This window comes from Lactococcus sp. NH2-7C (assembly GCF_029953655.1).
In the GTDB taxonomy this organism is placed as follows: Bacteria; Bacillota; Bacilli; order Lactobacillales; family Streptococcaceae; genus Lactococcus; species Lactococcus lactis.
Genome location: NZ_CP124538.1, coordinates 1,159,004 through 1,177,789, shown reverse-complemented (window position 1 = coordinate 1,177,789; position 18,786 = coordinate 1,159,004). Strand labels below are relative to the sequence as shown.

28 protein-coding genes are annotated in these 18,786 nt (G+C 34.6%); 18 read left to right on the top strand and 10 right to left on the bottom strand.

Annotation, left to right across the window (positions count from 1 at the left end; translation table 11 throughout):
* Positions 1-27: 27 nt before the first annotated feature.
* The 3 genes from rplK (at position 28) to QJV49_RS05860 (ending at position 1,782) form a co-directional block, all read left to right on the top strand.
* Positions 28-453: a 50S ribosomal protein L11 gene (rplK, locus tag QJV49_RS05870; RefSeq protein ID WP_225512565.1), complete on the top strand. Its 426-nt coding sequence runs from the start codon at positions 28-30 to the stop codon at positions 451-453.
* Positions 454-668: 215 nt separating this feature from the next.
* The gene (gene rplA / locus QJV49_RS05865; protein WP_004254644.1) at positions 669-1,358 is read left to right on the top strand and encodes a 50S ribosomal protein L1; all 690 of its coding nucleotides are present in this window, start codon (positions 669-671) and stop codon (positions 1,356-1,358) included.
* A gap of 79 nt (positions 1,359-1,437) precedes the next feature.
* Positions 1,438-1,782, top strand: a complete 345-nt coding sequence (locus QJV49_RS05860; RefSeq protein WP_225512566.1) for a hypothetical protein — start codon at positions 1,438-1,440, stop codon at positions 1,780-1,782.
* Positions 1,783-1,792: 10 nt separating this feature from the next.
* Here QJV49_RS05860 and QJV49_RS05855 read toward each other — a convergent pair whose 3' ends face one another.
* A complete protein-coding gene (locus QJV49_RS05855; RefSeq protein WP_225512567.1) occupies positions 1,793-2,014 on the bottom strand; it encodes a hypothetical protein in 222 nt (73 codons plus the stop codon).
* A gap of 12 nt (positions 2,015-2,026) precedes the next feature.
* Positions 2,027-2,428: an HIT family protein gene (locus QJV49_RS05850; protein ID WP_225512568.1), complete on the bottom strand. Its 402-nt coding sequence runs from the start codon at positions 2,426-2,428 to the stop codon at positions 2,027-2,029.
* A gap of 279 nt (positions 2,429-2,707) precedes the next feature.
* Between QJV49_RS05850 and QJV49_RS05845 the strand changes: the two genes are divergently transcribed.
* Genes QJV49_RS05845 through QJV49_RS05835 form a run of 3 tightly spaced genes read left to right on the top strand, consistent with a single transcriptional unit; the run spans position 2,708 to position 6,314 of the window.
* Positions 2,708-4,513, top strand: coding sequence for a glycerophosphoryl diester phosphodiesterase membrane domain-containing protein (locus tag QJV49_RS05845; protein WP_225512569.1), 1,806 nt, complete (start codon positions 2,708-2,710; stop codon positions 4,511-4,513).
* An 18-nt stretch (positions 4,514-4,531) separates the two neighbouring features.
* The gene (locus QJV49_RS05840; protein ID WP_225512570.1) at positions 4,532-5,302 is read left to right on the top strand and encodes an ABC transporter ATP-binding protein; all 771 of its coding nucleotides are present in this window, start codon (positions 4,532-4,534) and stop codon (positions 5,300-5,302) included.
* On the top strand, positions 5,295-6,314 hold the full coding sequence (locus QJV49_RS05835; RefSeq protein WP_225512571.1) for an ABC transporter permease: 1,020 nt from the start codon (positions 5,295-5,297) through the stop codon (positions 6,312-6,314). The genes QJV49_RS05840 and QJV49_RS05835 overlap by 8 nt, the downstream gene beginning before the upstream one ends.
* Before the next feature lie 88 nt (positions 6,315-6,402).
* On the opposite strand, the gene QJV49_RS05830 is transcribed toward QJV49_RS05835, so the two are convergent.
* The 8 genes from QJV49_RS05830 to QJV49_RS05795 form a co-directional block, all read right to left on the bottom strand.
* Entirely contained in the window at positions 6,403-7,029 is a 627-nt protein-coding gene (locus tag QJV49_RS05830) for a copper homeostasis protein CutC (RefSeq protein ID WP_225512572.1), read from the bottom strand.
* A 211-nt stretch (positions 7,030-7,240) separates the two neighbouring features.
* Positions 7,241-8,422, bottom strand: coding sequence for a site-specific integrase (locus tag QJV49_RS05825; RefSeq protein ID WP_225512573.1), 1,182 nt, complete (start codon positions 8,420-8,422; stop codon positions 7,241-7,243).
* A gap of 583 nt (positions 8,423-9,005) precedes the next feature.
* The gene (locus QJV49_RS05820; RefSeq protein ID WP_225512574.1) at positions 9,006-10,325 is read right to left on the bottom strand and encodes a DNA/RNA non-specific endonuclease; all 1,320 of its coding nucleotides are present in this window, start codon (positions 10,323-10,325) and stop codon (positions 9,006-9,008) included.
* A 175-nt stretch (positions 10,326-10,500) separates the two neighbouring features.
* Entirely contained in the window at positions 10,501-12,012 is a 1,512-nt protein-coding gene (locus QJV49_RS05815) for an RNA-binding domain-containing protein (protein ID WP_225512575.1), read from the bottom strand.
* A 127-nt stretch (positions 12,013-12,139) separates the two neighbouring features.
* Complete coding sequence (locus tag QJV49_RS05810) at positions 12,140-12,298, bottom strand: hypothetical protein (RefSeq protein WP_225512576.1); 159 nt, start codon at positions 12,296-12,298, stop codon at positions 12,140-12,142.
* A gap of 225 nt (positions 12,299-12,523) precedes the next feature.
* Positions 12,524-13,207: a TIM44-like domain-containing protein gene (locus tag QJV49_RS05805; RefSeq protein WP_225512577.1), complete on the bottom strand. Its 684-nt coding sequence runs from the start codon at positions 13,205-13,207 to the stop codon at positions 12,524-12,526.
* A gap of 134 nt (positions 13,208-13,341) precedes the next feature.
* Positions 13,342-13,536: a hypothetical protein gene (locus QJV49_RS05800; protein ID WP_225512578.1), complete on the bottom strand. Its 195-nt coding sequence runs from the start codon at positions 13,534-13,536 to the stop codon at positions 13,342-13,344.
* Positions 13,537-13,670: 134 nt separating this feature from the next.
* Positions 13,671-14,378, bottom strand: coding sequence for a helix-turn-helix transcriptional regulator (locus tag QJV49_RS05795; protein WP_225512579.1), 708 nt, complete (start codon positions 14,376-14,378; stop codon positions 13,671-13,673).
* 161 nt (positions 14,379-14,539) lie between these two features.
* On the opposite strand from QJV49_RS05795, the gene QJV49_RS05790 reads away from it, so the two are divergent.
* The 12 genes from QJV49_RS05790 (at position 14,540) to QJV49_RS05735 (ending at position 18,777) form a co-directional block, all read left to right on the top strand.
* The gene (locus QJV49_RS05790) at positions 14,540-14,743 is read left to right on the top strand and encodes a helix-turn-helix transcriptional regulator (RefSeq protein ID WP_153915222.1); all 204 of its coding nucleotides are present in this window, start codon (positions 14,540-14,542) and stop codon (positions 14,741-14,743) included.
* 18 nt (positions 14,744-14,761) lie between these two features.
* Positions 14,762-15,451 (top strand): Bro-N domain-containing protein, encoded by a 690-nt coding sequence (locus QJV49_RS05785; RefSeq protein WP_281449171.1) that lies wholly within the window; start codon positions 14,762-14,764, stop codon positions 15,449-15,451.
* Between the two features lie 74 nt (positions 15,452-15,525).
* Positions 15,526-15,720 carry a DUF1655 domain-containing protein gene (locus tag QJV49_RS05780; RefSeq protein WP_281449170.1) on the top strand — a complete coding sequence of 65 codons (195 nt, stop codon included), beginning with the start codon at positions 15,526-15,528 and terminating at the stop codon, positions 15,718-15,720.
* Positions 15,721-15,723: 3 nt separating this feature from the next.
* The gene (locus QJV49_RS05775; protein ID WP_225513226.1) at positions 15,724-16,248 is read left to right on the top strand and encodes a hypothetical protein; all 525 of its coding nucleotides are present in this window, start codon (positions 15,724-15,726) and stop codon (positions 16,246-16,248) included.
* Positions 16,245-16,448 (top strand): hypothetical protein, encoded by a 204-nt coding sequence (locus tag QJV49_RS05770; protein ID WP_225513228.1) that lies wholly within the window; start codon positions 16,245-16,247, stop codon positions 16,446-16,448. Before QJV49_RS05775 ends, QJV49_RS05770 begins: the two co-directional genes overlap by 4 nt.
* Positions 16,441-16,677, top strand: coding sequence for a hypothetical protein (locus QJV49_RS05765; RefSeq protein WP_225513230.1), 237 nt, complete (start codon positions 16,441-16,443; stop codon positions 16,675-16,677). The genes QJV49_RS05770 and QJV49_RS05765 overlap by 8 nt, the downstream gene beginning before the upstream one ends.
* On the top strand, positions 16,670-16,948 hold the full coding sequence (locus QJV49_RS05760) for a hypothetical protein (RefSeq protein WP_031559294.1): 279 nt from the start codon (positions 16,670-16,672) through the stop codon (positions 16,946-16,948). The genes QJV49_RS05765 and QJV49_RS05760 overlap by 8 nt, the downstream gene beginning before the upstream one ends.
* 33 nt (positions 16,949-16,981) lie before the next feature.
* Positions 16,982-17,221, top strand: coding sequence for a hypothetical protein (locus QJV49_RS05755; protein WP_114693310.1), 240 nt, complete (start codon positions 16,982-16,984; stop codon positions 17,219-17,221).
* A complete protein-coding gene (locus QJV49_RS05750; protein ID WP_225512774.1) occupies positions 17,218-17,472 on the top strand; it encodes a hypothetical protein in 255 nt (84 codons plus the stop codon). Before QJV49_RS05755 ends, QJV49_RS05750 begins: the two co-directional genes overlap by 4 nt.
* Complete coding sequence (locus QJV49_RS05745) at positions 17,469-17,663, top strand: hypothetical protein (protein ID WP_225512775.1); 195 nt, start codon at positions 17,469-17,471, stop codon at positions 17,661-17,663. Before QJV49_RS05750 ends, QJV49_RS05745 begins: the two co-directional genes overlap by 4 nt.
* Complete coding sequence (locus tag QJV49_RS05740) at positions 17,650-17,979, top strand: hypothetical protein (protein ID WP_225512776.1); 330 nt, start codon at positions 17,650-17,652, stop codon at positions 17,977-17,979. Before QJV49_RS05745 ends, QJV49_RS05740 begins: the two co-directional genes overlap by 14 nt.
* Positions 17,980-17,982: 3 nt before the next feature.
* Positions 17,983-18,777, top strand: a complete 795-nt coding sequence (locus QJV49_RS05735; RefSeq protein WP_225512777.1) for a bifunctional DNA primase/polymerase — start codon at positions 17,983-17,985, stop codon at positions 18,775-18,777.
* Positions 18,778-18,786: the final 9 nt, after the last annotated feature.

Below are 18,786 nucleotides of genomic sequence, written 5' to 3'. Positions count from 1 at the left end.
GAAAACAAAATATAAGGAGAATTTATCGTGGCTAAACAAGTAGAAAAACTCGTTAAATTACAAATCCCTGCCGGTAAAGCAACACCAGCTCCACCAGTTGGACCAGCTTTGGGTCAAGCAGGTGTTAACATCATGGGATTCACAAAAGAATTCAACGCTCGTACAGCTGACCAAGCTGGTATGATCATCCCAGTTGTTATCTCAGTTTATGATGACAAATCATTTACATTCATCACAAAAACTCCTCCAGCAGCAGTTCTTTTGAAAAAAGCAGCAGGCGTTCAAAAAGGTTCTGGTGAACCTAACAAAACAAAAGTTGCTTCAGTTACAAAAGCACAAATCAAAGAAATTGCAGAACTTAAAATGCCTGACCTCAATGCGGCAACAGTTGAAACTGCAATGTCAATGATTGAAGGTACTGCAAAATCTATGGGATTCACTGTTACTGACTAAAATTTTGTCCGCTTGACTTTGTTAGGAGAACGCTCAAGGACCTGAGTCCGCTTCGCAACCTCCTGCCTTGTCAGCCAAATAAAATTTCGAGATTTACATATTGTAGATTCAGAAAAAGTCACACATGCAATCCACACATTAGTGGAAGGCTGTTACTTGAATTAAAGTTTTAATTCAAAAACAGACAACCGATATTACCACAAGGAGAAATAGAAATGGCTAAAAAAAGTAAAGCATTGCGCGCAGCGATTGAAAAAATCGACGCAACTAAATTATACAGCGTAGAAGAAGCTGTAGCACTTGCAAAAGAAACTTCATTTGCAAAATTTGATGCAACTGTAGAAGTTGCTTACAACCTTAACATCGATGTTAAAAAATCTGACCAACAAATCCGTGGAGCAATGGTATTGCCAAACGGTACTGGTAAAACTGCTCGTGTTCTCGTTTTCGCTAAAGGTGCGAAAGCTGAAGAAGCTACAGCAGCTGGTGCAGACTTCGTTGGTTCTGATGAACTCGTTGCTAAAATCAACGGTGGATGGTTGGACTTCGACGTTGTTATCGCAACACCTGATATGATGGCTGTTGTTGGACGTCTTGGACGTGTCCTCGGACCACGTAACTTGATGCCAAATCCTAAAACTGGTACAGTTACTATGGATGTAACTAAAGCAGTTGAAGAATCAAAAGCTGGTAAAGTTAACTACCGTGCTGACAAAGCTGGTAACGTTCATGTTCCAATCGGTAAAGTTTCATTCGATACAGAAAAACTTGTTGAAAACTTTAAAGCTTTGAACTCTGTAATTGCAGCTGCTAAACCTGCTGCATCTAAAGGAGCTTACATCACAAACCTTTCTGTTACAACTACAATGGGTCCTGGTGTTAAAGTTGATTCTGCATCATTCTAATAACAATAAAAAAAGAGAAAAATATTTTTCTCTTTTTTTTATTTATTGTAGAATATAAAAAAACATGCTAGAATGAGGTATGTTATTATTTCTATGGGCTTATACAACAATTATTTTTGCAATTGCATATCTTTTTCAAGTTCTAAACCTGACTCTGATTGGATTAGAAGTGGTTACCATTCTCATTCTTTTTATCAGTTTTTGGGAGAGTACAAAAGGAAGACATTGGCGAATTATTGGAATGAATGTTATTAATATTATATTCATAAGTATTCTATATTTTTCACAACATACCTTTACTTATATTCAACATCATGATGTCGAAAAAATGCTAGTCATAGTTGTTAGTTTTGTCTTGTCCCAATTATTGGGGATTTTTTGGGGAAGACAGTTTTATAAACATCAAGAAAAATCAAAAAAATAAAGGGCTGAAATTATTCAACCCTTTTATTTATTTGATTAACAAGTTCATTAATTTTTTCAACTCTAGGTTGAATGGAAATTTGAAATTCATCTACTTTTTTTTGAATATCTTTTCCAACTATTTCGGCTTTAATACCTTCTTCTTGAACACGTTCCACATTTATTTTCATCGTGTTGATTTCTTCTGACAACTCGCCAATGATATTTTTTAAGTCTTTAAATAATTCAATCATAGTAATGTCCTTTTATTGGCCACTGATTTCTTTAGCAATTTCAGCTAAATCATAGTTATGAGCAGTGAATTTTCCAACGAAGCCATCATTTTCAGCAAAACGAGGAATAAGGTGAATATGAGTATGGAAAACAGTTTGACCAGCGATTTCTTCGTTATTTTGTAAAATGTTCATCCCTTTAGCATGAAGATTAGTAACAATTTTGTTAGCGATAAAAGGAACTTTGCTGAAAAGTTCAGCTGATTGTTCGGCTGTCATCGAAAGGATATTGCGATAATGTTTTTTGGGAACGACTAATGTATGACCTTTAGTTGTTTGAGTGATATCAAGGAAGGCAAGAACATCATCATCTTCATAAATTTTGGTGCTAGGAATTTCACCAGCGATAATTTTGCAAAAAATACAATCTTCCATTTGATAGATCCTCCAGTAGTAAGTAGTAATGACCCTCAAGTCAAAACTTATAATATACTTAGATTATATTATAAATAAGGCGAAAATCCCAGTAATAATGCTGAAATTTACTAAATCTTAAGGGAATTGCTGAAAAAGAGAAATTCAAATATGTTATAATAAATAAAACTTTTATTTATTATGACTTAAATTTATACATTTTTTATTTTATAATTTTGGTATAATGTAATAAAATTTGTCCTTCTGGGAAGGAGGACACAACGAGGGGAGTTTAAGAGTATGGTGAGAAAAAAGAACAAAAAGAAAAAGAGTGGGCACCGACCATTTGCTTTAATCTTTAAATACTTACGAGATTTTTCTAAGTTTTGGTTTGAATATCTCTCAATTTTTATTGGAGCAACTATAACAATTACTTTTATCATTGTTCCCTTTTTGGAATCCATTTCGGAGCTAATTATGCGTGCAACTGGTATTCCTTATATTTCTTATAATAACCTTGGAAATTTGTTTCAAAACCATTTTATAGGCCTTGTCGGTCTTTTAGCAGTATTGTTCTTATTGATTTTTTTGGTCTATTTTCAATTTATTGTTCAGTTTCAAGGCATACGATTAATTCAGGCGAGAACTTTTAGCTTAAAAAATTTGTTTAAAGAATCAATAGTTTCTGTTAAGAGGGTTCGAGTTCAACAATTAGGCTTTTTTGTTTTTTATTTTCTATTGATTATTCCTTTTGGACGGTATGTATTTAGTACACCTCTCTTATCAAAAATTAAAATTCCAGTTTTTACACTTGAATTTTTCCTAAAGAGTTGGCAGAATATGCTGTTTTTATTATTATTTTATGCAATTACTCTTTGGCTGAGTACTCGTTTAATTTTAACACTTCCACTGATGATATTAAAAGGTCAATCATTAAAAGTGGCAGTAAAAGATAGTTTAAGACGAACTAAAGGAATTAAAAAGTTTTTTAGAATCTCTGTTTATTTTGGACTTGTCGGTTTATTTAGTATAATAATGCAAGGACTCCTTTGTTTTGGAGGCTACTCTTTACAAGAGTATCTGGACAAAACTTCTTTTGCTCTGGTTGGAGCGGTGACAATACTGGATTTGATTTGGATAGGGAGTTTGATTATTTCGACTTTGAGTTTGGTTATGCTCTTCAGTTACTTAATTAGGGAAGCTGATTTGGAAGCTTTTGAAAATTATGAGGTAGAAAAAAAATCTCCAAAGAGGCGAAGAAAATATAAAATAATTTTTTCTGCTTTATCTGTTTTGCTTTTTGCTTTAGTGAGCTGGACTTATGTTGAGGGATTTATGGATACGGTCCCTTTAACTATTTCACATCGGGGAGTTGATGAAGAAAATGGGGTGCAAAATACAATTCCGGCAATGGAAGCTACAGCGAAATCAAAACCGGATTATGTAGAAATTGATATTCAGGAAACCAAAGATCATCAATTTGTTGTTTTCCATGACCCAACTTTAAAAGATTTAGCTGGAATTGATACTCCGCCACAAAAACTTACCTTAGCGGAATTGACGAACACGGTCGTTTCTGAAAATGGAAAAAAGGCTTTAATCCCAAGTTTTGATGATTATTTATTGGCTGCTGAAAAAGTCAAGCAAAAATTACTGGTTGAGATTAAAGTATCTCCATTTGATTCTCCGAAGATGGTTGAAAATTTTAGTAAAAAATATGGTGCACGGCTTTTAAAAGATAAGGCTATGATTCATTCTTTAGATTATAATGCTCTTTTAATTGAGCAAAAAATTAATCCGAAGATTAAAGTGAGCTTTATTCTTCCATTCAACCTACTTTTCCCACAAACTAAGATGTCTGCTTATACCATGGAGGCGACGACGCTCAATGGCAGTTTTGTGGATAAAGCTCAGGCAAGAAAGCAGATGGTTTTTGCTTGGACGGTCAATGATGAAACAGATATGAGAGAACAGATGTTCAATGGAGTAGATGGAATTATCACAGATAATCTTGATGACTTAAAAGGAGTTATCGCTGCTGATAATAATAATCCGAGCTATGCTCAACGTATTTTAAGAATGACTTCAATAATAAATATAGAATAGAATTGAAAAGAGGAATACATGTTAAAAGTAACAAATCTAACAGGCGGCTATTTAGGACATCCTGTCTTAAAAGATCTCAATTTTGAAATTAAAGAAGGTGAGCTGGTTGGACTCATTGGTTTAAATGGGGCAGGAAAATCAACAACAATTCAAGAAATTATTGGACTTTTGACTCCTTATTCTGGACAAATTGAATTGGATGGCTTAACTTTACAACAAGATTTAGAAGGCTATCGTAGAAAAATTGGTTTCATTCCAGAAACACCAAGTTTGTATGAAGAATTGACTTTGCGGGAACATGTTGAAGTGACAGCTTTAGCTTACGGAATTTCTGTTGATTTGGCTTTTGAACGTGCTGAAAAATTATTAGAAACTTTCCGCTTGAGTGATAAATTAGATTGGTTCCCTGTGAATTTTTCAAAAGGGATGAAACAAAAAGTGATGATTATCTGCGCATTCTTAGTGGAACCTTCGCTCTATATTGTTGATGAACCTTTTATGGGACTTGACCCACTTGCCATTCAGGACTTGATTGACTTGATGATTGACATGAAAAAATCAGGAAGTTCAATTTTGATGAGTACACATATCTTGTCCACAGCTGAAAAATTCTGTGATAAATTTATTGTTTTACATGAAGGTCAAGTTGTTGCTTTTGGAACGGTAGAAGAATTACGGAGTCAATTTAATAAACCTAAGGCAAGTTTAGATGAAATTTATCTTGCTTTAACAAAAGGAAATATTCCAAACTCTAAAGAAGTTGTAGAGGCAGGAAAGTCAAATGAATGAAATTTTTAAAAAACGACGTAACTTTTGGTATAAGCAAAATATAAAATATCTTCGTTATGTTTTTAATGACCATTTTGTTTTGTTCTTGATGATTTTATTAGGAGCTTTGGTGGTTCAGTACATTAACTTTCTACAAATTCATCAGCTGAATTTATGGGGCAAAATCATTTTAGTTATTTTGGTCAGTTTGGCTAGTCAAATTTTGGGACGTTTGGCAACATTTATTGAAAGTCCAGATAAAGTTTTTTTACTGACAAAAGAAATGGAAGTTCGGGCATATTTAGTAAAATGTTTAATCCGCTCTTTGATTATTCCAGCAGTTGTGTCAGCACTTTTGGTTTTGATTGCTGCTCCATTATTAAGATTTAATCCTATTTTCTTGGGGCTTTGGTTCGTCTTACTTGTTGCTATTAAAGGGGCTTGGCTATTTTACCAAATTCGCTCTTCTCAAAAAAGTGGACTTTTGGACTGGCAAGTTGTGATTGACTCAGAAGAAAGACGAAAAACTGGGACTTTAAGATTATTCTCATTATTTACAAATGTTAAAGGACTTAAATCACACAGTCATCGTCGGAAATATCTTGATTTTCTACTGACGAAAACAAAAAGAACTTATGAGTATCTATTTACGAGAAGCTTTTTACGCTCAGGAGATTATCTTGGTTTAACCATTCGTTTACTTATTTTGTCAATTTTAGCGATGATTTTTGTGAAAAATGGAATTGTTGCCATTATTATGGTGGTTGTATTTAACTATTTGCTTATTTTTCAACTTTTATCATTACGAACGGCATTTGATTATCAACTTTTAACAAGAATTTATCCACTGAAAAAGCCGGCTAAAACAGCTGGCTTGCGGGTGCTTATTTTTAGAGTGATGATGTTTGTGACAATTGTTGAACTGATTCTGTCATTAATTTTTGTTCGACCATTTTTCTTGAGTTTGATTATATTACTTACGAACTTTTTACTGACAAAATTTTATGTTAGATTCCGACTTAAAAATAAATAAAAAGTTACTGATAAACATTCGAGCATATCCGTAAGCACTAAAGTGCCAACGGCTATCCTCTGACAGAATGTCTGTCAGTAACTTTTTCTTATAATTTGATAATTTTTGTGCCATGAACATAATTTGTTCCGGTTAATTGAGCGAGGTTTTCAAAGTTTTCAGAATTGACACCCCCACCAATAATAATGTTAATTTTTCCCTTAGCATATTCAATGAGACTTTTAAGTTTGTCAGTATTTAAGGGTTGGTCAAGCGGTCCACCGTGCGTCAAAATTTTATCTACACCAAATTCGACAAGTTGGTCAATTGCTTTTTCTTGATCAGCTACTTCATCAAAAGCCATATGAAAAGTGATTGGTAGCCCTTGTGTGGCAATACTCACTGTTTCAAGTGCGTCAGTATCTATTTCATTGTCAGGAGTAAGGGCACCAAATACAATGTTTTGGGCACCAGCTTCAACAGCTTTAAGTGTGTCAGTTTCAATAATTTTAAGTTCATGAGAATTATAAACAAAATTACCACCGCGAGGACGAATCATGACAGCAAGAGTTGTCTTACTTTCGGCAACATACTTAGCAGCTTCTTCAATGACACCATAAGAAGGTGTGGTTCCTCCAACCGCGAGGTTGTCGCAAAGTTCAATTCTCTCAATGCCGGCTTGTAGCGCTTGAGGAATTTTGGTAAAGTTTTCAATGCAAAGTTCTCGGATAATCATAATTTCTTCCTTTCATCTACTAAAAATATTATAACATGATTATCTTGTTTAACTTAAAAAAATTACAAGAATTATTTTGAATAAAAAGAATGAAAGTGATTATGCTAGAATAGAACTATGTTAAAATATAGAGCTTTAATCCTTGGTATATAAGGGTTGTAGAGATTATAAACACAAATTTTAACGCTTTTTACTACGTTCGACCAAAAAATCATAATGCTTTTAAGATACTGCTGAACTTTTCAGCGGTCTCTTTTTCTTTACTTTTGGCAAGGTGGCTATATGTATTCATTGTGATAGCATAATCTGCATGTCCTAATCGTCTTTGTATCTCTTTAGGGTTAACATCGTTGTTCATTAAAAGACTAGCGTGAGTATGACGAAAACCGTGAAAGCCAATGTTAGGTACTCCAGCATTTTTGAAGTGTCTCACTAATTTCTGTCTCTCTATTTCATAAGACCTCATTTTTTGATGATATGAGAAGACTAAAGAATCATGCAAAGATATAGCACCGTCATTTTGATATTTCCGCCATTCTTTTAAACTTTCAAGAGTGTCGTTATCCAAAAACACAGAACGATTACTCTCTTTTGTCTTTGCGCTATCCTGTATCATATTGCTTTGTTGTATCAGAGTTTTAGACACATTGAGATAATGGTTGTTAAAATCAATATCTGACCAAGAAAGAGCCATAGCTTCCCCAACACGTAAACCAGTTGCAAGAAGTAGTTTGTATAATGTCTTGCTTTTTCGATTATCTGTGTTAGGCTCTAACGTATTAAGATACGACAAGAATTGTTTTAGCTCCTCATTATCAAAATATTTAATCTTTTTGACTGTCCTTGTTTTAAGTTTTGGAGGAAAAACCTTTATAGCTGGATTGTCCTCGATAGCTCCCAATTGCATACCATAATCAAGGATACGTTTTATAAAGTTAAGCAGTAATTTATAATCTTTGCACTTCCCCTTTTCACGTTTACCGTTGATTATTTCGGCTGTATTTGCGTTATTAGCCCATTTATTGACAAGTTCCTGCAATAACATTGGCGTTATCTTAGAGAGCTTGTACGAGCCAATAGGAGGCAGTATATAATTACGTAAGTAATTATCAGCAACACTTATACTATTTTCCTTAACTGTCAGCTTATAACTCTCAAACCAACTCAAAGCCAAGGATTCAAAGTTATCAAAAACCACTTTTTCCCTTGCAATTGTAGACCCATTATTGATAAACTTATTTATAGCTTGGCGTGCTTTAGTTTCACACATCTTTTTACTTTTAGCAGTTACACTTGTTCGTACTTGCTTACCTGTGAGATTATCCACACCCAAATAAACGTTAGTGCGGTACATTTTTGTACCGTCTTTTTTTATATATTCTTTAATATTCATATTTTCTTCCTTTCCATTTTTGTACTAATGTCAGGCAAGGCATGTACGAGGATTGAGAAATATTGTTATTAGAGCTTATACGATTAATTAGTTAACTGGTTTATTAGTTTATAGAGTTATTAAATTCTCTACTGATATAGTATATTTTACGGTAACAAGAGTAACAAAGTATTATAAAGCTATATATATCAACACTTTAAGCTGTTACCTTTCTCTATATTAAGAGTAACAACAAAGTAACAAGGTAACAACTATAAAAGAGTATATCGATAGAAAGCGAGAGATAAACAGCTTAATAGAGGGAATTGTTGGATAAACTACTGACAGAATGGCATTCAGCTTTTAACGTGGTTCAGGTTTGCACGTATTGGGGTTAAGTAAAAAAGCATGAAAAATTTACTTATGAAAGCTGTTATGCGGTTTGTGAGTTTGCTACCGACATCTTTGTCGGTCACAAAATATGATATTTCAGAGTGGACCTATAGAGATTTGTACAAAAATGTTCATATCCTATTATTGGTTTCCGAAAAAAGTGAAACTAAAAACATATAAATAAAATGAGATTTTGGCGCTTTTTATTTTTCTAAGGTCTAGCGTACTGATTACCTCGTGTCGCTGGCTGTGCAATACTAGATGCCTCTGCCTGAGTCATATATCGGTAATTGGCTGGATTAGTTACTGAAGAATAGTATTTATTGCTGTCAGAAACAAACACCATGCCAGGAGCTGCGATAGACCACCCGCCCTCAGTTGTGTAGGAGTTATCATTAGCTACTGTTTGAGATGAAGGCTCTGTAACTACTGGCGCTTGTTCTACTGCTTGAGATGAACTTACTTTAGGCGCTTCTGACTGTACTGGTTGAGTTGTTGAAGAGATCGGATTTCCTGAGGCATAGTCAATTTCTAAGCCCTCTGCACTATTAATAACGATCACTTCTATATTTAGAGTACTATCTGAAGACTTGATGTCTACAATTGAGCCACGAGGTATAGTTTCATTGGCATTATAAACAGGAGTTGTCTGATAATTTATAGTTGCACTTGTATTTGGATTAGCCTTCCAAAAATCTTCTGCTAATTCTTCCGCATACCTCATTCCTCCATTTTGATTTGCTCCAACGTTTTGACTACGCGTACCAGTAGTGAAGTTATATTGTGAAGTATAAGAGCCTTCTCCTAAGAGACTGTCAGCAATTGAATGACTTCTATTGTATAAATAACCATGATAGGTTCTTCCTGTCAGTGAGAACGTGATTGCGATTTTTGGATTGCTTGATGGCCAAGCTGGAGGGTCTAAAGGTTGTCCTTGTCTCGAACCTTTTGAGGCTTCAAACTGTGAATATGTTAAAATCGCGCGTGCTACTCCTGAACGCCCTTTATCATCAGCATTAAAACTATACTCTCCTGCTTTCAAATTTTCAAAGCCCGAAAGTTTTGCTGAACCATTTTCCCAGTAATAATTACCAGTAGGACCTGCAGACTTGGCATTAGTGTACTCGTTTAATTTGTTTAAAATATCCGTTGTAATAGCTGCAGTAGAACTGCTTGATGAACTAGCAACTACTTTTTTAGCTACTTTAGAACTGGAAGAACTCGTAGTACTCTTACTTATAGATTTCGCAGGCTTAGTGCTTGTGGATACTGAACTGCTAGAAAAACTAGAGGAATAGCTAGATATAGCTGTTTCAGTTTTATTATCAGAATTCGGCCCACTAAATGCTCCAGCATAAACTACAAATCCAAACAATGAAACTAACGCAAGTGGGACAACTCCGACTAGCCAAACTTTTCGACCTGTCTTTCTATAATTTATAACTAAACGATAAATGCCATAAAGGCATAAGAAAGGAAACAGTAAAACAGCTAGAACCCAAAACCACCATTTTTTACTTTTATTTTTCATAAATTACTCCTACCAGTTTTTAGTGACTGGAAACACATAGATTTACAAATATCACGCGCAATATCACGCGTATTTTTAAAGATAAAACATTGATAACAACGAGCTCTAGAAGATTTTGTTATAATTTGACCTCAAAATATCACGCGCAATATCACGCGCAATACCACGCGCATTTTTATCTTTTCGCTTTTTTTCGTAACATATCTTCTAATTCTTTCAAAAACTTTTGGTCACTAAAAGTAGAAGCTTCAGTATTTGTTTTTAAAACATAGTGCGTACTTTTATTATTACCACGCTTAGAAATTATTTCTTGGCTCAATAATGACTTTATCGCTTTTGTGTAAGCATACTCTGTTAATTGCAACTCACCAAGTGCCTCACCTTTAGAAATTTTCCCTGTCGCCACTATATATTCAATAACTTGCTGTTCTTTTTCTTCCAAATTTTCTAAGGTAGACAAGAAATTTGTTTTCCAAATTCGTATTGTTGTATCAATATCTGTCGAAGTAATATCAGGCATTTTTAAACTATACTGATTAACAATATCAAATATCCGAGGGCCTCCAGAACCCGCTTTTTCAGCAATACCAACTTTCCTAAACAATACCGAAACCGTACTATTACGTTGCTTAGATGTTCCTCCGATAATAAATTCTTCCCTTGAAATTCGCATATCTCCTGGATTGTAGAATTCAATATAGTCCGGAGTCTCTATAACTTTCAATGGAACGTCTGCACCATAATAAGCGTGCATTAACATATTTACCAAAGACTCCCGAATTGCTACTGTCAAATCGCTACGATAAGGTTTTCTTCTTGCATTTTCATCTAAAACAAAAGCTTCTGTGATATTGTCAGTCATTTTCTTTAAAGCTAAGTTATAAAAAGAATAAACATTCATTTCAGGATAACTCATATCTCCTGATGAAATACGGTCTTGCCAATCAGGATTTAGATTAGTATCTTTCTTGAAGTAATCAAGTTGAAAAGCAGGATAATAGTCACGTATAGATTGATATTTTCCAAAAAATAGCAATCCACCAATAGTCAGTCCATAATCTTTAAAGGGACGTTTTCTTTTAAACGCACCAATTTCTTTTAAAAACTCTTCATCAGAAATCTCACGATAACGATCTTGCTTGGTAATGTTTAAAACCTCAGCTTTGTAGTCTCGGATGTCAGAAAGATTAAGGTCATCAATATCATAGCCATCAATGACTGTACTGTCCATATCCGTTTTATTATTTGCGTACATGTAGACAATTTGTTCCGGAGTAGCAATCTTATCTGCTGTCCCTAGCCTTTTATAAGCTGTCATTTGCTTACGGTTTTGTGTTTTAACTAAAATTGGTTTTTGGCCATAATCTGCTTCAGGTACTTCAATAATTATTACTGTTTTTCCCCTGATATCATCTACAATAACATTACTATCCGAAAGAATATTGCAACTCACTTTTTCAGCAGAAGTGACAGTATTCCAAAAATCATCTACAATTTTGGCAGGATTTTCTACACCAGTAATGCTAAATTTATTTTTGGGCTTCTCTTCAACTCCTAAAATAATCGTTCCACCCATCGTGTTTGCAAATGCACTATAGGTGGGCCATATATCGTCAGGTAAGCTATTTTTAGCTTTTTTAAATTCAAGTTTTACTGTTTCCTGTAAAATTTGATCAGGTTCTATCATTTGTGATATATTTTCCTTTCACGCGCCCAAGCGCTTTTTATTTTGCGTTCCTAAAATTTAGGACTTGTTATATAGTTTTGAACCTTAGCATTTCTAAGCATTGGTTTATCTGAAAAACAGTTATACCTTATTGATATACAACCGTAGCAAAATAGCCCCAAATAGTTGGTCTGTATTGAATCTCTACTACTTCAAATCCCTCATGTTCCAACTCGTCTAAAAAATCATTGATATAATTCTCTAATCTTTTATCACTCCACCAAGAATGTAGCATTTTTACTTTCATTTCATCTCCTTTTCTACTTGACAAAAACTAACAAATACAGTTGTTTTCAACTGTTTCATTATATCCGTCAACCTTTGTTATTCCTTGGCTTTCGCGTGTTTTATAACTTTTGTAGTGTCATCTTTGACGTTACAAGTACTAAATAATACTAAAGGTTTGAGCATTTATGGATTCAGCATATCGCCTATAATACAAGCATTAGTGCATTAGTTACTTTTTAAACCTTTAATAAACTCTGAACTCCTTAATTTTATCAACTAACAATCCGTCTTCTTGAACTATGAAAGTCCAGCGCTGCCTAAATCTTTGCTGGCTATTTGAACTCCCCTTTAATATTTGTTGAGTATCTTTATCAATCACATAATCAATGGCTTTAAAGTATATATCTACTTCAAATTTATTAGTTTGCTTCCAGCGATGATGACTCAGTCCCTCAATTTCAATATTCTTTGTATAGTTTACTATTCGTTTATCTGAGTATTGTAATAAAATTTGGTTGTGCTTTTTATAAAGTCTCTCGCTATATAAATTTGAAGCTCTAGAGATATCTTGTACATTCCAAGCGTTCTGAATATCTAAAAATTGCCTCTTTATTTTATCCGAAATTTCAGAATCATCAATATCAATCCCTTGACAATATTCTTTCGGAGATTTAACAATAGCAAAGGTAGCTAGGATAGCTGTAATACTAACAAAGACTATTGCTAGAATTATTTTGGTTAACATGGATCCGTTTGTACTTGATGATGAATAGTTACTATTATAAACATGCCCACTCCCACTTCCGTGAAATCCAATGCCAAACCCTCCTCCGTGGAAACCTCCTGCAGTAGCATGGGCATGAGGAATGAATGCCACACAAATAAGGGCTATTAATGCCGTTATAAATATTTTTTGTTTTTTTCTCATAACTTTTTACTCATACTACTAAAATCAGCGTAGTTTTATGTCAAGCTGGTTAGATTGTTACTTATTGAACCTTTAGAGATATGTTAAGAAATGTTGAGATTCACAGCTATATAGACTTTAGCACTATTAAAGTTCTAATCTATTGCTTTTTTCAATTCATGAATAACTCTTCTTAATTTTGGTAAAGGCAATTCCATCAGGTCAGCAAACTGTTCTTGTGGTAGTCTGTAGTGTTCTCCAAGCATTCTCTCATACCCAGCTATAATTACAGCCTTTTCCATTTTTTCATCTAGGTGATCAATATTCTTTAAGTAGTCCGATAGTTTCATGTTTTCTCCTTTTTTACCCCACCAACTCAAACCAGCATAGCTCATACAGCAACGCACACGCTTCGTCATAAGCGTTGTGATGATAGCCGTAGAAGTCTATTTTCAAAATTAATACCTAAAGGGCACTGATAGACTCAAAAAGGTAAGAAGTTTAAAACACCGTCTTGACTTATTAAATCAACTTTTTCCATGATATCCCCTAAAAAAGTAGGGGTAATTTTAGGGTATTGTTTCATTATTTCATCCATTATGGTCTCTTTGAGACTAGTTTTCACTCTATTAGCCAATTCATCTTGAAACTCTTTTGGAATTTCCCTAAGTATAAAATCATTAAATAAACGAACATTTTGCTCTGAACTATTTATATTAAAAATAAAATTCCCATCCATTGTTTCTATATCTTCATAGTCATTAAATCCAACTTCAACCGAATGCGACTCATAATGGACAGTTGAAAACTGTTTATCAATATTAATTTCAAACTCATACATTGGAGTTCGCGAACTTACTCTATCCTCAACTTTAATATAAAAATCAAAAATAGCTTTTTTTATCGTAATATCTTCTACTATTTCGTTAAAGTTTGGATGTTCAAGTATTTCAATTTCAAACTCATTTGGAATAATCTCTATTTGAAAATCATAACTGACAAAATTAAAAAATTCATTTGGAGTTATTTTCAAATACATTAAAATAACATTCAAAGTATCATTATCAATTCTCTTACTATCATTTTGAGATAAAGCAGTCAAAGTAGTTCTAGATAGACCAGTATCTAAAGCCATCCTAGATATTTTTATTTGTTTTTGTGCCAATAACACAGCTAAATTATTACGAATCATATAACACTCCAGTTCTTTTTGTTCACTTAATTGTACAATACGCTATCCATTTTGTCAAATTGACCATTTATATGTTTACATTGGTCTTTTTTTATTGTACAATATCCTTGTTGATTGTTCAGCTAGTCAATCAAAACAATAATTATAAAGGAGATTTGAACATGAAAAACAATTTATCAAAAATTATGGGAGAACGCCGTCTAACTGCCGTTGCTATTGCAAGAGATACTAAAATTTCTCGCACTACGATCAGAGCAATCTATTATGAAGAAGCAGAAAATGTAAAGTTAAGCACTTTAACAAAGATTTGCGATTATCTTAATTGCTCATTATCAGAACTCATTGAATATACTCCTTGCGCGTGAGTGCTAGAAAGAGGACAAATGAACTTACAATTAGTCAATCAAGAGCTATTCAATGGTATTACCTGTGACGTTTGGCGTAATGATAATCATGAAATTTTCATGACAACCGAACAACTTGCTCAGTGTATTGGATATCAAACTAGATATGGTATTACAAAACTAGTACAGAAAAATAAGTATCTCAAAAACAGAGAATTTTCAGTTAGTGCCAAATTGGCACACGGTGACGGAAAGCAATACGATACTCGAGTATTTACTTTTGAGGGAATCAAAGAAATTCTTTTCCTTGCACCAAAGAGTGAAACGGCTCAAAAATTCCGTGAATGGACACGTAGTGTATTGAATGCTTATTTCAAAGGCGAATTAGTCAAAGCCAAAGAAATGTCAAAAGCCACTATCACACGGCGAGAATTATCGACTGCCATCAGTGAAAGTCCTCACTTTGAGAAAAACTATCATGTTATCTTTGCTGATATGCTTACAGCTCTTGTTACCAATGGTAAATATAAGAGCGTTAGAGGCATGAGAAAAGCGCTAGGACGTCCTAACGCAAAACTTAAACAAATGCTTGACAGTCCCGAAGAACTGCAGTTACTCCAAACTTATGAATCGAGTATTACTAATTTACTAGATTTGGGTTTTGACAGACACCAAATCAAAGAATTTTTGACAAAAGAAAATCGGACAACCACCACAGAAGCCGATTAATTCAAACTTAGCATGAATCACGCGCTAACGTGGTTTCATGCTCTTATTTTACCATAATGAGAGGAATTTTCAACATGAATAAACCAGTAACCAAAGAAACTTATATCCTAGACGATTCAATCGCTTTCGAGCTTATGGACTTATTAAAAGCCAAAGCACGCCACTTTATCCAACTTAATGAGTACGTTTATCGCTTGTTTGACGGTCAATCAGTAGTGACTTTCACAACGTTGGAAAATAACATTCAAGTAGAAATGGTTAAGGGGTAAAGCATGAAATTTAAAACATTTGATTTAAGAGTATATCGTCATAATGATGAAACACTGCTTTCATTTGATACCAAAGGCGGACGGATACCATTAATCAAGTTATTACATATTCCAAAAGGCAAACCTTTTAAAATGAAAATCACGCGCGAAATTGCTGAAAAGTACCGTATTAAACAGGAAATCAAGCAAACAGAATATAAGGGATTTGCTCCTGAGGGCTTTAGGCTATTGGCGGACGTCGTAGAAGAAAGAGTTATCTCACTGGATTATTACAAAGCAAATAAAGAAAATTGGCAAGACTGGATGCGTGTTTTTGCTTATGAATATCTTTATGACGTAGCTTTTAACCGTGGTGTCCGTCAGGAAAGACAACGTAGAAAATCAAAAGAAACAGTTCTATCAGCGTTTGACATTATCGGTGCTGATGATGTTATAGAGCTTTCTAATGAGCTAGGAGTTAGTGAGGATAAACTAACGTACGCAGTACTGGAAGTTATCTCTAAACGTAAGAATGGAGGCATGGCATGAAAATTAACACTATTTCAGATTTAAAAGCGCTTGTAACTTCTCTTGAACGTTATGACGATAATACACCGCTAGCAATTAGTATCAACGGACAAGCTGAATGTTTTGCGGTTACTCCTTTACCTTTTTCTAAAACTTTCGGACAGAAACAACCTGATTTAGTAAGTTTACAGATTTTTAAAAAAGGAGAAAAAAATGATTGAAGATATTAATTTAAAAAATACTGAGGTTTCAGCAATCCTAACAATGGTTTTTGATGAAGTACAAAGAATTTGCGAACTCGAAAAAGGAGGTAGGGAATACGAATTGGATAGATTGAAAGATACTTTAATGACATCGTTTTTTATGATGAGTGAACGAGTGGAAGACATCAATGAAATAGCTAGTTTGATTATGAAAAAAGAGAAGCCAAAGGATGCAGGAAGTGAATGACGACACCTTAACGAACCTTGTGGCGCGTGGTTTAGTTGATTCTGTGATTACAGATTTTAACCAGTATGCAAATAAATTATTAGAACTAAAAAAAGACCGCAAGTTACCTTATATTTCTAGGCAAGATGTCATGAAAGAAATGGATATATCAGACGGCACACTTGATAATTGGGAAAAGCACGGCTTGAACCGCTATAAACCGCGATACAAAACCACACTTATTTACTATTTAATCGATGATATATGCAAATTCATCATCATAGATACTTAGCAACTTGTCAGGCAAGGCAAAAAGGATTAAGAAATGACAAATATTATTAGAGCTTGCCCTTATGTGGCTGGTATTGATAGCGTAGGGTTGCGAAGTTTAAAAGCCTATCATACAGAACTCACAGACAAGCAGATTGAAAAATTAGACCCATTAAACGCCAATACAGGCACAGTTGATTATTCTTTTAAAGTTCGTAAATATAAGCACGGTGTCCGATTTGAGGGCGAAAAAGAGGGCGGAGAAATCAGCTTATTTGATGAGGTAGCGAAATGATTGAACACCACCAAGGTTACACGGCTATAAAACGGTACGGACGGAATAGTTTTAGACCAGTAGGGAAACACCCATTTAAGATTATTCACAACGCACAAGCGGTCAAATATGACTTAATACAGCAGTTTGAAGCAAGTACAGGCATAATCTTACCCAGCGGAGTGAAAAGAAACTTATGCACGCAACAAGTGCCAATTCTAGGCAAAGAGCTGGCTGTTATGAAATTACAGATAAAGGAAACTAAACCATGAAAATTACAATTGATGTTCTTGAAAATGAAAGTAATAAGGACAATTTAGAGTATCTTATCAGCGATACAAGCAACGAAGCCATTACTGTCTTAATGTTTGCCTTGATTGGCGAAGCTAGACAGCGAACAAGCTATGAGCAATTTTTAGAAACCGTTACTAGAATTTGGGGGTATCTCAATGAAGATAACTGACTTACAGAAAATAGACCAAAATATTATTAAATTTCTTGCTGAACATAGAGGAGTTGACCGAGCTGTTAAAGGCAAGATTTTAGCACAAGCCCTTGATATTGATTTGAGAACTTTACAGAGTAGAATTGAGTACCTCCATAAGCAAGGTTGCGCCATTGGTTCGATTGATAACGGTTATTTTATCCCAACTAATGAGGAAGAACGCAGAGCTGGAATCATAAAAAAACAACGCACAGGCATAGCGATTAATAATGCAGTCAACGGCTACACCCTTGCAGAACTTGATTGGATTGACCAACTCTTTGAGGAGGACTGACGATTGACACCAAAAGAACAAGCCTTAAACTGTATTAGTCGTGGCTTTTCTGTTATCGCTGGTTATCCAGCAGGTAAAAGCGAGAGAGCTGTTATAAAAGGAACTTCAAGCGGAACTCTTGACGAAATCACAGTGAGCGCGTGGTTTGATGAAATACCGAACCGCAACATTATGATTAATCTTAGAAATAGTGGTTTGATTTGTATTGACTTAGACCAGCACCAAAACGGACAGAATGGCAGAGCTGTATTTAGTCGATTGTGGAATGAAAACAGCGAGGGCGAAATATTAAGTACCTATGTTGAAAAGACACCCACAGGCAACGGCTTGCACGTTTTCTTTAAAGTTCCGAAAGAGCTATTTAATCAGCCGATTGTCAGCGAACTAGCGGACGGCGTAGAGATAAAAACACACTTCACACCAATATATCCGAGCAAACGGACAGACGGCGATTACATGCCTTTGAATGATATAGAAACTAACGAGCCTTTAACTTTCGATAGTCTTTGCGATTGTCCTGACTGGTTACTTGAAATGATACAGCGACCACAGGCACGCGCAAAGTCTATAACAGGAAGTAGGACTTATGGCGCTGAAATGTGGGAACTATTCAACCAAGGCGCAAGAAAAGGCAACCGAAACAATGACACGAACCGAATACTTCACTATTGGAGAAAAATCGGCATTGATAACAATAATTGCATGGACTTATTGCGAACCTTTAACAATCGAACCAGTCCACCCTTACCTGATGACGAACTGGCGACCATTTGGAAAAGTGTATTCAAGATGAAATAGAAAGGAAGT